At 43.2% G+C, this 12238-nt stretch carries 13 protein-coding genes; all 13 read left to right on the top strand.

Going from position 1 to position 12238, the window contains the following annotated elements:
• Window positions 1-168: 168 nt before the first annotated feature.
• The 13 genes from ACIRUQ_RS07060 (at window position 169) to rbfA (ending at window position 12229) form a co-directional block, all read left to right on the top strand.
• Window positions 169-864, top strand: coding sequence for a FadR/GntR family transcriptional regulator (locus ACIRUQ_RS07060; RefSeq protein WP_055289226.1), 696 nt, complete (start codon window positions 169-171; stop codon window positions 862-864).
• 205 nt (window positions 865-1069) lie between these two features.
• Window positions 1070-2461 (top strand): sodium:alanine symporter family protein, encoded by a 1392-nt coding sequence (locus tag ACIRUQ_RS07055; RefSeq protein ID WP_021740005.1) that lies wholly within the window; start codon window positions 1070-1072, stop codon window positions 2459-2461.
• 198 nt (window positions 2462-2659) lie between these two features.
• Window positions 2660-3460: an SDR family NAD(P)-dependent oxidoreductase gene (locus tag ACIRUQ_RS07050; protein ID WP_021740004.1), complete on the top strand. Its 801-nt coding sequence runs from the start codon at window positions 2660-2662 to the stop codon at window positions 3458-3460.
• A 236-nt stretch (window positions 3461-3696) separates the two neighbouring features.
• Window positions 3697-4947 (top strand): cytosine permease, encoded by a 1251-nt coding sequence (gene codB, locus ACIRUQ_RS07045; RefSeq protein ID WP_055289070.1) that lies wholly within the window; start codon window positions 3697-3699, stop codon window positions 4945-4947.
• 2 nt (window positions 4948-4949) lie between these two features.
• On the top strand, window positions 4950-5891 hold the full coding sequence (locus tag ACIRUQ_RS07040) for a nitrilase-related carbon-nitrogen hydrolase (protein ID WP_055289068.1): 942 nt from the start codon (window positions 4950-4952) through the stop codon (window positions 5889-5891).
• A gap of 4 nt (window positions 5892-5895) precedes the next feature.
• Window positions 5896-6093: a hypothetical protein gene (locus ACIRUQ_RS07035; RefSeq protein ID WP_404856542.1), complete on the top strand. Its 198-nt coding sequence runs from the start codon at window positions 5896-5898 to the stop codon at window positions 6091-6093.
• A 210-nt stretch (window positions 6094-6303) separates the two neighbouring features.
• Window positions 6304-6747 (top strand): Fur family transcriptional regulator, encoded by a 444-nt coding sequence (locus ACIRUQ_RS07030; RefSeq protein ID WP_022036762.1) that lies wholly within the window; start codon window positions 6304-6306, stop codon window positions 6745-6747.
• A gap of 125 nt (window positions 6748-6872) precedes the next feature.
• Complete coding sequence (rimP, locus tag ACIRUQ_RS07025) at window positions 6873-7340, top strand: ribosome maturation factor RimP (RefSeq protein ID WP_055289066.1); 468 nt, start codon at window positions 6873-6875, stop codon at window positions 7338-7340.
• A gap of 29 nt (window positions 7341-7369) precedes the next feature.
• Window positions 7370-8611: a transcription termination factor NusA gene (nusA, locus tag ACIRUQ_RS07020; RefSeq protein ID WP_021739998.1), complete on the top strand. Its 1242-nt coding sequence runs from the start codon at window positions 7370-7372 to the stop codon at window positions 8609-8611.
• 72 nt (window positions 8612-8683) lie between these two features.
• Window positions 8684-8872: a YlxR family protein gene (locus tag ACIRUQ_RS07015; protein ID WP_336302459.1), complete on the top strand. Its 189-nt coding sequence runs from the start codon at window positions 8684-8686 to the stop codon at window positions 8870-8872.
• The gene (locus ACIRUQ_RS07010; protein ID WP_021739996.1) at window positions 8862-9182 is read left to right on the top strand and encodes a ribosomal L7Ae/L30e/S12e/Gadd45 family protein; all 321 of its coding nucleotides are present in this window, start codon (window positions 8862-8864) and stop codon (window positions 9180-9182) included. The genes ACIRUQ_RS07015 and ACIRUQ_RS07010 overlap by 11 nt, the downstream gene beginning before the upstream one ends.
• A 12-nt stretch (window positions 9183-9194) precedes the next feature.
• Complete coding sequence (gene infB, locus ACIRUQ_RS07005) at window positions 9195-11846, top strand: translation initiation factor IF-2 (RefSeq protein WP_021739995.1); 2652 nt, start codon at window positions 9195-9197, stop codon at window positions 11844-11846.
• 17 nt (window positions 11847-11863) lie between these two features.
• Entirely contained in the window at window positions 11864-12229 is a 366-nt protein-coding gene (rbfA, locus tag ACIRUQ_RS07000; RefSeq protein ID WP_021739994.1) for a 30S ribosome-binding factor RbfA, read from the top strand.
• Window positions 12230-12238 lie beyond the last annotated feature (9 nt).

The following is a 12238-nucleotide window of genomic DNA, read 5'->3' as shown; positions in this document are numbered from 1 at the left end:
TTGCGGATCAATCCGATTATTGTGCAGGATTTGAAAAGTGACTGCTGCACAGGCAGCGATCGCTGATGAGAAATAGGATGTATAGTTGATTCATTTAATGAATTGAATTATAATAGGCATATCACTTTGTGTGGTATGCCTATTTTCATGAAAGGAATAAAAAATACAGTGGCAAAGAATCAGAAAACCTATGGAATAGTTGTAGACTATTTTAAGAAAAAAATTTTAACAGGAGATTTGAAACCCGGAGAGAAACTACCGCCGGAGCGGGAGATTGCGGAGGAGCTGGGTGTCAGCCGAAACTCTGTCCGGGAAGCTATCCGCTTTATGGATATGACAGGTGTGATTTCCTCACAGCAGGGATCCGGTAATTATATTACCTGTGATTTTCAGAGTAGTCTGGAAGAAACAATGGGGATGATGTTTGCCATGGATCAGATTGATTATATACAGATCAGCCAGATTCGTTATTCACTGGAGCGACTGGCATTTACGCTGGCACTGGATCATGCATCGGAAGAAGAAATTAAATTGATGGAGGATTGTGTGAATAAACTGGATAAAAGCACAGATGCCAGTGTAAATAATGAGTTGGATAAGAAAATTCATTATACACTGGCGAGAGCGTCAGGAAATATTCTGATTCTGGACATTCTGGAAGCCTGCTCCGGTGTGATTGATGAGTTTGTCAAAGATCTGCGTCGGGAGATCATTCAAGAAGAATCCAGTAAAGAAGCGTTAAATGACTGTCATCATCGAATTGTCAGGGCTTTACGGGCGCATGACAGGGAAGCAGGAATTTTGGCACTGAAAGAGCATTTTTCCATGATTGACAAGATTTTGCTTGATTGGAAAAATAAATAATTGCGACTGCATTCATCAGCAAGTAGCGCAAGAGGATTGCGAATGTCCGCTTTACAACGAGAGAGAACGGTATGATAATGTATGATGATACATTGTATACTGTTCTCTTTTGTATTAAAATCTGTACAGTAGAAAAAAAGTGTGCTATACTTTATAAGTCTGTCCTGACACAGGCAGAATACAAATGAGTTGAGAGGTTGAAAGAATGTTAGAAATTATTAAATCAGTGAACGCTGTGGTGAATAACTTCATCTGGGGCGTTCCTGCTATGATCTGCATTATCGGGGTCGGTCTGCTTCTGAGTGTACGGACAAAATTCCTGCAGATTCGTAAATTCCCATATGCAATGAAGTCGACCATTGGAAAAATTTTTGATAAGAAAGATGCTTCAGATGGGGCTATGACACCGTTTCAGGCGGTCTGTACGGCATTAGCCGGCACAGTTGGAACCGGAAATATTGCCGGTGTAGCCGGAGCAATTGCCATAGGTGGTCCCGGTGCGGTATTCTGGATGTGGATTTCTGCGCTGCTTGGTATGTGTACGAAGTTTTCTGAGGTAACCCTTGCGGTGCATTTTCGTGAGAAAAATGCCGTGGGAGATTGGGTTGGTGGACCGATGTATTATATTCAGAACGGTCTGAAAAAACACTGGCACTGGCTGGCTGTCCTTTTTGCACTGTTTGGAGTACTGACCGTATTTGGAACCGGAAATGCCACACAGGTAAATACCATTACCACTGCCATTAATTCTGCATTACTCAATTTTAATATCATTCCGGAATCTGCTACGAAAATTACAAATCTGATCATTGGTATTATTGTTGCTGTGATGGTTGCAATGATTCTGTTAGGCGGTGTCAAACGTATTGGTCGTGTCACCGAGCGCCTGATTCCATTCATGGCATTATTATACATTGTACTTGCGTTCGGTGTTATTATCTTAAATATCGATCGTGTACCGGGTGTGTTTTATTCTATTGTTGATGGGGCGTTCCACCCGGCTTCTGTGACCGGCGGTATTGTAGGAAGCTTTTTCCTGAGTATGAAAAAAGGTGTAGCACGTGGTATTTTCTCAAATGAGGCTGGTCTTGGTACCGGTTCCATTGCGCATGCATGTGCGGATACCGGAGAACCGGTAAAACAGGGTATGTTTGGTATTTTTGAGGTATTTACAGATACGATTCTGATCTGTACCCTGACGGCTATGGTTATCCTGTGCAGCGGTGTTTCCGTCGGATATGGCGCAGATGCAGGTGCGGAACTGACAATTTCCGGATTCACGGCAACATATGGCAATTGGATATCTGTTTTTACAGCAATTGCACTTTGTTGTTTTGCGTTTTCCACAATTATCGGATGGGGATTGTATGGCGCTCGTTGTATGGAGTATCTGTCCTCTGAAAAATGGGTGAAACCGTTCATGGTGGTTTATGCACTGGTAGCGATCGTAGGTGCAACCATGGATCTTGGCATGCTTTGGAGCATCGCAGAGACATTCAACGGTCTGATGGCAATCCCGAACCTCATCGCGTTGTTCCTGTTGTCAGGTACGGTGGTGAAACTTGTGAAAGATTATTTTGCAAGACATCACAAATAAATGTGTCATATTTTGCTGTATGATAAGATTTGTCTATCATTTTATCAGTAAAAGTTTTAAATTGTCTGAAAAATAGGCAAATATAAAGAAAAAAGCTTGAAATTCCATCGTTGTTTTGTTACACTGTATCTCAGTGACGATGTATTGAAAAAAAATACAATCCAAACATTTGAGAGTGACAGGAAAGGAGAAACAGTGATGGGATTTTTAACAGGAAAAACTGCAATTATTACCGGAGGAGGACGTGCAGTATTAAGTGATGGAAGCTGCGGTTCCATCGGATATGGTATCGCAACAGCGTATGCAAAAGAAGGGGCAAATCTGGTACTGACCGGACGTAATGTCAAGAAACTGGAAGATGCAAAAGAAGAACTCGAGCGTTTGTACGGGATCAAGGTACTTCCGGTTCAGGCAGATGTATCTGCCGGTGCTGACAATGAAGCCATCGTTCAGAACGTTGTAAAGCAGGCCATTGATACGTTTGGAAGAATTGATGTGTTGATCAACAATGCACAGGCTTCAGCATCCGGAGTTCCGTTGGAAGAGCATACCACCGATCAGTTTAATCTGGCACTTTACTCTGGATTATACGCAGTATTCTATTATATGAAAGCATGCTATCCATATCTGAAAGAGACAAAAGGATCTGTCGTTAACTTTGCATCCGGTGCAGGATTATTCGGAAATTATGGTCAGTGTGCTTATGCAGCGGCAAAAGAAGGAATCCGTGGCCTTTCCAGAGTGGCAGCAACAGAGTGGGGCAAAGACGGTATCAATGTCAATATCGTATGCCCGCTGGCATGGACAGCACAGCTGGAGAATTTTGAGAAAGCTTATCCGGAAGCGTTCAAAGCAAATGTAAAAATGCCGCCGGCAGGACATTATGGTGATGTAGAGAAAGAAATCGGACGTGTCTGCGTACAGCTTGCTTCTCCGGACTTTAAGTACATGAACGGTGAAACACTGACACTGGAAGGTGGCATGGGTCAGAGACCTTAAGGAACAAAGTACGATGTGGAGAGTTCCTTATATATAGAAATCTGGGTGATGAAATAGTTAGAAGTTGACGGTTACTCTCATCCTGCTATTCGTATATTGCAGATCTGTTATTTTCTTGACAGAGTATACTTACCGTGCTATATTTTAGAACGGCAAAGGTGCCAGAGTATTTTGGTTTAAGATACTCTTGGCACCTTTTTTGTGAGAAAAATAGAGAAAAAGAGCAGGAGGGTGTTATGGAAAACAACCAGACAAATGAAAAACGGCAGGACTTCGAACTTCAGGCTGTACCTGACAGCGCGAGAAAAGGGTTTTTACCAATGTTTATGATCATGATGGGATTTACCTTTTTTTCTGCCAGCATGAGTGCGGGCGGTCAGCTTGGTGTCGGACTGAACATGACAAAATTTATATGTGCATTGCTTATCGGTAATGCAATTCTTGGCGTATATACCGGAATTCTTGGATATATTGGATGCAAGACGGGACTTACCCTGGATCTGATGGCGAGACATGCTTTCGGAAAGAAAGGATCCTGGCTTTGTTCTGCAATTATTACTTTTACACAGATGGGATGGTTTGGTGTAGGTATTGCAATGTTTTCTATTCCGGTAGCTGAGTTGACAGGTGTTCCGGTGGTGGTTCTTGTTATTCTGGCTGGTGGTCTTATGACAGCCTCTGCTTATTTTGGTATTAAGTCGCTGGAAATTATAAGCTGGATCGCAGTTCCGGCAGTCGGTATCCTGGGCTGCATTTCCGTAGGACTTGGAGTATCTTCAATGGGTGGAATTGATAGTTTGTTTGCTGCTGAACCACAGAATCCGATCACACTGGCAACAGCCATTACACTGGTTGTAGGTTCATTCATCAGTGGAGGTACAACAACTCCGAATTATACACGTTTTGCAAAAACTAAGAAAATTGCTGTTATCGCAACTGTGATTGCATTTTTTGTAGGAAACTCTCTGATGTTCGTTTTTGGAGCAGTGGGTGGTTCTGTAACCGGACAGGCAGATATCTTTTATATTATGATCGCACAGGGATTAGCACTTCCGGCGATTATCGTACTTGGATTAAATATCTGGACCACAGCAGATAACGGATTATATTCCTGCGGGCTTGGGCTTTCCAATATCACAGGATACTCCAAAAAGAAAATGGTACTTGTCAGCGGCATGATTGGAATCGTAGCTTCTGTCTGGTTATATTATAACTTTACTTCCTGGCTGACGTTCATGGGATATGCGATTCCGCCAGTCGGTGGTGTGGTGATCACAGATTATTTCATGCATCAGAATCGTTATCAGGATAATGATACAACAAATATGAAAACTGCAAAATGGTATGCAGTTCTTGCAGTTGTTGCAGGTGCCGTGATCGGCCTGAAAGTGCCGGTTGGTATTGGTTCTGTCAATTCTATTATTGCGGCATGTGTGATTTACTTTATCGGAGATAAGATCTGTGATAAAGGCGATAGAAGGATATAATTATGAACAGGGGAAATGTATTTGGAATTAATGGGAAAATTGAGACGGAATGCCTGACCGTAGTTGGTGCACAGTATGCACCTATTGGCGCTATGGGTATGGAAGAAGTAGATCGAAATACTGATGTACTGCTTTCCTTTATGGATCGGGCATCCGGCGGTTTCCCGGGATTTGATCTGTTTGTGGCACCGGAGGCGTGCGTTCAGGGATTTCCGCAGTTTGGATGGGAAAAAGCTCTGCTTACTATGGACAGCCCGCAGATTAAAAAGTTTCAGGAAAAATGTGCGGAACTGGAAGTGTACGGTGTGTTTGATTTTCTGCTTCGCGTGGATGAACAGAACAATTTTACCAATACGGCTATTGTGATCAATGACAAAGGTGAGATCATTCACCGTTATGATAAGATGAATCCGTGGATTCCTTTCGAGGGTTCTATACCGGGACGCAGCTGTACGGTATGCGACGGACCGAAAGGTGCAAAACTTGGTATCATCATCTGTGCAGATGGCGATTATCCGGAAATGTGGCGCGAAGCAGCGGTGCAGGGGGCAAATGTAATTATCCGTCCGACTCACTATATGGATCCGTGGCAGAATGCCTGGGAGATCACCAATAAATCCGGAGCGTATTTTAATCAGGTATATGTAGTTGCTGTCAACTGCTCCGGAACAGCAGAAAATGAGAATTTTTCCTGTTTTGGCCGCAGTATGATTCTGGGACCGGACGGAAATGTGATCTGCGAGGGTGCAAATGGAGCACCATCCATGATCAAAGCAGATTTGTATCCGGGGATTATCGATGCCATGCGCAGTCAGGCAGTTCATTCTGCACCGATGTATTCTTATGTACATCGTGGTGCTTCCAGCCATCCATATGCGGGCAGAGGACTGGATACTTCGGATTATACAGCTTATAAGCGAGGTGGCGATGATGGCACAGTTTAAAGGAATGTTACATTTACTGCACAAACGGATGGCGAATGTCGCTTATCCTATTAGTAAACAGGAGATATTGGAACAGATTGGTGATGAAATTGTCAAAGTGGATATGGAGCACTATTTAAGTGTACGGGAGATCATCGCACCGATCCGGCAGGAAACGTTTTCCTGTGCGGCAGAATTTTACTGCGCGCTGCTTGGCGCGTAGCAATTAGGGCGGAAGGGGGTGTGCCCCCATCCTTTTATGCAGACGAAAGAATGAGAGACTCTTTGAAAACGGTCAGAAACAAGTATCGGTTTCAAAGAGTCTCTTTTTGGTATGCTATGATTACTTACAATAAGTGCTAGATAAAAATAATTATTGACACCTAACGAATGTTGCTTTATACTAAAGTAGGATAGAGAAAGGGAATCTAGTATGCAGGCAACAGAGTTGGAAAAGACAGAAAACTATTATCGGACACAGATGCAGAAAGACAGAATCGTGGAGCGATTAAAAGAAAACGGATGTCGTATCACAAAGCAGAGAATGGTTTTAATGGATGTTATTCTGAGTGGCAATTGCAGCAGCTGCAAAGAAATTTATTATAAAGCATCAAAAATTGATCCTAAAATCGGAACAGCTACCGTGTATCGAATGGTGAATCTGTTGGAAGAAATTGGTGCAATCAGCCGTGTGAATTTATATGAAGTAACATATGTGACGGAAAAACGTCCGGAAGAACATGTGATTGAACTGGATGACAGTTCAGTACGTGTGTTGTCAGAAACGGAGTGGACCAGAGTCATTGAGCGGGGCCTGCGGGCATGTGGATATATTGACCGGCAGAACGTGAGAACTGTAAAACCGGGAATTGCGTAAAAAAAACTTGCATCTTTGAGAAGAGTGTGCTATCTTTATATAAGAATATGTTGTAAGTAGTAAGAGTGGGCGTGAGTCCACTCTTCGTTGTTGTTATGGTGAAACCTGAGAAAGAAGGTGACAAAATGTCAAAAAGAGAAGAATATGAAGCACGCACAGAAGCATTATTACTTCCTATTATGGAAGAAATGCATTTTGAACTGGTGGATGTGGAGTATGTAAAGGAAGGCAGTACCTGGTACCTGCGTGCTTATATTGATAAAGAAGGCGGTATTACCGTTAATGATTGTGAAGCAGTTGCCCGCAGAATGAACGATCTGCTGGATGAGGAAGACTTTATTTCAGATTCTTATGTGTTTGAAGTGAGCTCGCCGGGACTGGGCAGACCACTGAAAAAAGAAAAAGATTATGTCCGTAGTATGGGAAAGGAACTGGAGATTCGTACCTACCGTGCAATTAATCGTCAGAAAGAGTTTTACGGAGTTCTGACTGGATATACAGACGATACCGTTACAATTTGTACGGAAGAAGATGAAGAACTGACATTTCAGAAAAATGAAATTGCACTGATCAGACTGGCATTTGATTTTTAGGCATTCGAAGAACAGGAGGAAAAGAAAAAATGGCTAAAACCAGCAAAAACAGCAAAAACTCTGACAGCAGAGAATTACTGGAAGCATTAACAATTTTAGAGAAAGAAAAAAATATCAGCAAAGAGACACTTCTGGAGGCAATCGAGAATTCGTTACTGACCGCATGTAAAAATCATTTCGGAAAAGCAGACAATATCAAAGTTACGATTGATCCTGAGACCTGCGAATATCATGTATGGGCAGAGAAAACTGTAGTACAGGAAGTAACAGATCCGCTGACAGAGATCAGCTTTGCTGAAGCAATGATGATGAACGGTACACACGGACTTGGCGATGTGATCCATGAGGAAATCCATTCCAAAGATTTTGGACGTATTGCTACGCAGAATGCTAAGAATGTTATTTTACAGAAAATCCGTGAAGAAGAGCGGAAAGTGATCTATGATCAGTATTACGGAAAATCAAAAGATATCGTAACAGGTATCGTTCAGCGTTATATCGGCAATAATGTAAGCATTAACCTTGGCAAAGTGGATGCTGTTTTAAGTGAAAACGAGATGATCCCGGGAGAGACATTTGAGCCGACAGATCGTATTAAAGTATATGTCATGGATGTGAAATCAACTTCCAAAGGACCGAAAGTACTTGTGTCCAGAACACATCCGGAACTGGTGAAACGTCTGTTTGAGGCAGAAGTTGCAGAAGTTCGTGACGGAATTGTGGAGATCAAGAGCATTGCTCGTGAGGCTGGAAGTCGTACCAAGATGGCGGTATGGTCCAATGATCCGGATGTAGATCCGGTAGGAGCATGTGTCGGCATGAACGGTGCGCGTGTCAACGCAATCGTAGAAGAGTTAAATGGTGAAAAAATCGATATCATCAACTGGAACGAAAATCCGGCTATGCTGATCGAGAACGCTTTAAGTCCGGCAAAAGTAATTTCTGTTATCGCAGATGCTGAAGAAAATAAAGCAAAAGTTGTTGTTCCGGATTATCAGCTTTCCCTGGCTATCGGTAAAGAGGGACAGAATGCGCGCCTTGCGGCCCGTCTGACCGGATTCAAAATCGACATTAAGAGCGAGACACAGGCAAGAGAAGCCGGTGACTTCATGGATTATGAAGAAGATTATGAGGATGATGCGCTTACAGAAGATGAACTGAATCTGGATGAGGATTTTGAGGATACAGCTTATGACGAACCTGCAGAAGATGAATCTTATGAATATGAAGAAGATGAATTTGCAGGAGAAGAGGATAGTGAGAATGACTAAAAAAAATCCGATGCGCATGTGTGTGGGGTGTCATGAAATGCGGGAAAAAGAGATCTGATCCGTGTTTTAAAAATGCAGGATAATACATTCTGTATCGATCCGGCTGGCCGGAAAAACGGCCGCGGTGCATATTTGTGCAAAAATCCGGACTGTCTGGAACTGGCAGTGAAAAATCACGGATTGGAACGATCATTCAAAATGAGTATACCAAAAGAAATAGTCGCAGAATTGGCAGAGGAGATGAAAACGATTGCAGAATAACAGAATTTTATCCAGTCTGGGCCTTGCGCAGAAAGCCGGCTGTATTGCCAGCGGTGAGTATGCGGTAGAGAAAGCAGTAAAAGGGGGGCTGGCGAGCCTGGTGATCGTGGCAGAGGATGCTTCTGATAATACAAAGAAAAAAATGAAAAATATGACAGCTTTTTATGAGACACCTCTGTATGTTTACGGAAGCAAAGATGATCTCGGTCATTGTATTGGCAAGGAATACCGTTCTATGGTAGCAGTTCTGCAGCCGGGATTTGCAAAGTCTGTCATGAAGCAGCTTGACAATAGACCAACAACTGAATAGGGAGGATCTGGAATGGCAAAAATTAGAGTTCACGAAATTGCAAAAGAATATGATGTGACTGCGAAGGAGGTTATTAATTTCCTTCATGGACATAATATAGAAGTAACAAATTTAAGTTCACTGGAAGACAATGCAGTGTCACTGATCAGAGGAAAATACGGTAAACAGGACAGCACGGATGATAAGAAAGAGCGCCCGAAAAAGAAAGCAAGTATTTCAGCTGTATACAATCCGCAGAACAGCAAGATGGGTAATCGCCGTCCCAATAATGGAAACCGTAATGAACGCAACGGTGATCGTCCACAGCGAAATAATGGCGACAGACCACGTAATAATAATGGTGATCGTCCACAGCGAAATAACGGAGACAGACCACGTTACGACGGAGACCGTCCGCAGAGAAATAATGGCGACAGATCGCGTTACGATGGTGATCGTCCACAGCGAAACAACGGAGACAGATCACGTTACGACGGAGACCGCCAGCAGAGAAATAATGGCGACAGACCGCAGAGAAGATTTGGCGACAGACCGCAGAGACAGGAAAATGGTGATAGAAATGGCCGTTATGAAAGAAAAGACAACAATAATCAAAAAGGTTTCCAGGGTAATCGCGGCGGCGGTAATAGTTTTGGAGGTAATCGAAACAATCGACAGGACGGTCAGAATCGTTCAAGAGAGACGAGAGGACGCTTAGATCAGGAAATTTCACGTATGAACCGTGACAGCGCAAAGGCTCCGATCGAGGAGTTGCGCGGAAAAGAAAATACACACGCAAATAAAAAGAAGAATAAACAGGATTATGAAAGAAAGAATAGGAAGCAGGAGCAGTATGTAAATCTGGAGAAAAAAACCGGACATAAAAAGCGGAATGCACAGCCGCAGCCGCAGGCAGAGAAAAAGGCCGATGAGGTTCGCAGCATTGCACTTCCGGAAGTGATGACGGTACGTGAACTGGCAGAACGTATCGATGTGCCGGCTTCCAAAGTTGTAGAAAAATTATTTATGCAGGGCATTCTTGCAACCGTAAATCAGGAGATTGATTACGAAAAAGCAGAAGAAATCGCACTGGAGTTCAACTGTATCGCTGAGAAGGAGGAGAAAGTGGACGTCATCGCAGAACTTCTGAAAGAGGAAGAAGAGGATGAAAACACACTGATTTCCAGACCGCCGGTTGTATGTGTAATGGGACACGTTGACCATGGTAAAACTTCTCTGCTGGATGCTATCCGCGAGACACATGTAACGGATCGTGAGGCTGGTGGTATTACACAGCACATCGGTGCATCTGTTGTAAAAATCAACGGACAGAAGATTACATTTCTGGACACGCCGGGTCATGAAGCATTTACTGCTATGCGTATGCGTGGTGCAAATGCTACAGATATCGCAATTTTGGTAGTTGCGGCAGATGACGGTATCATGCCTCAGACGGTAGAAGCCATCAGCCATGCAAAAGCAGCCGGTATCGAGATTATCGTAGCGATCAACAAGATCGATAAAGAGAGTGCAAATATTGATTATGTAAAACAGGGTCTTGCTGAGCAGGGACTGATTCCGGAAGACTGGGGCGGAAGCACGATCTGTGTACCGGTATCTGCACGTACTGGTGAAGGAATCACAGAGCTTCTTGAAATGGTATTACTGACAGCAGATATCCTGGAACTGAAAGCAAATCCGAAGAGAAATGCGCGTGGTTTGGTGATCGAGGCACAGCTGGACAAAGGACGTGGTGTTGTTGCAACCGTCCTTGTTCAGAAAGGTACTCTGAAAGTCGGCGAGCCGATTGCAGCAGGAAGCAGCTATGGTAAAGTCCGTGCGATGATCGATGATAAGGGAAGAAGAGTCAAAGAGGCTGGTCCTTCCACTCCGGTTGAAATTCTTGGTCTGAATAATGTTCCGAATGCAGGTGAAGTATTCGTGGCATGTGATTCCGAGAAAGATGCAAGAAGTTTTGCAGAGACTTTTGTATCTCAGAACAGAGAGAAAATGCTGGAAGAAACCAGATCCAGAATGTCACTGGACGATCTGTTTTCACAGATCCAGACTGGTAATTTAAAAGAACTTGAACTGATTGTAAAAGCAGATGTTCAGGGTTCTGTAGAAGCTGTAAAACAGAGTCTGACAAAACTTTCCAACGAGGAAGTTGTTGTAAAAGTAATCCATGGAGGTGTTGGTGCAATCAATGAGTCCGATGTTTCCCTGGCTTCGGCATCTAATGCGATCATCATTGGATTTAATGTAAAACCGGATATGACCGCAAAAGCGACTGCAGAGCAGGAAAAAGTAGATATCCGTCTGTACTCTGTAATTTACAAAGCTATCGAAGATATTGAGGCTGCCATGAAAGGTATGCTGGATCCAATCTTTGAAGAAAAAGTCATCGGTCACGCAGAAGTACGTCAGATCTTCAAAGCTTCCGGTGTCGGCAACATCGCAGGTTCCTATGTACTGGATGGTGTATTTGAGCGTAATTGCAAGGTTCGTATTACAAGAGAAGGAAAACAGATCTTTGAGGGCGATCTTGCATCCCTGAAACGTTTCAAAGATGATGTCAAAGAAGTAAAAGCTGGTTACGAGTGCGGCCTGGTATTTGATGGATTTAATGATATTGCAGAGTTTGATATCGTAGAAGCATATAAGATGGTAGAAGTACCGAGATAGGCTGGAGATGATAAAATATGAGAAAAAACAGTATTAAAAATACCCGGTTAAACGAAGAAGTGATGCGTGAATTATCAACCATTATCCGCAATGAGATCAAAGACCCGCGGATTCATCCGCTGACCACTGTGTCAGCGGTGCAGGTTGCACCGGATCTCAAAACCTGTAAAGTATACATTAGTGTTCTTGGTGACAAAAAGGAAAAAGAAGATACGATTGCAGGATTGAAAAATGCGGCCGGCTATGCACGCCGTTGCCTGGCACAGTCTCTGAATCTGAGAAATACTCCGGAATTGAGATTCATTCTGGATGAATCCATTGAGTATGGAATTGAAATGTCCAAAAAGATTGATGCACTGACAGGCGGTAAAGAGGAAGAATAAGAGGATGAC

Source organism: Eubacterium ramulus (genome assembly GCF_045002895.1).
GTDB classification, from domain to species: Bacteria; Bacillota; Clostridia; order Lachnospirales; family Lachnospiraceae; genus Eubacterium_I; species Eubacterium_I ramulus.
This window is presented reverse-complemented; position numbering and strand designations above follow the sequence as displayed.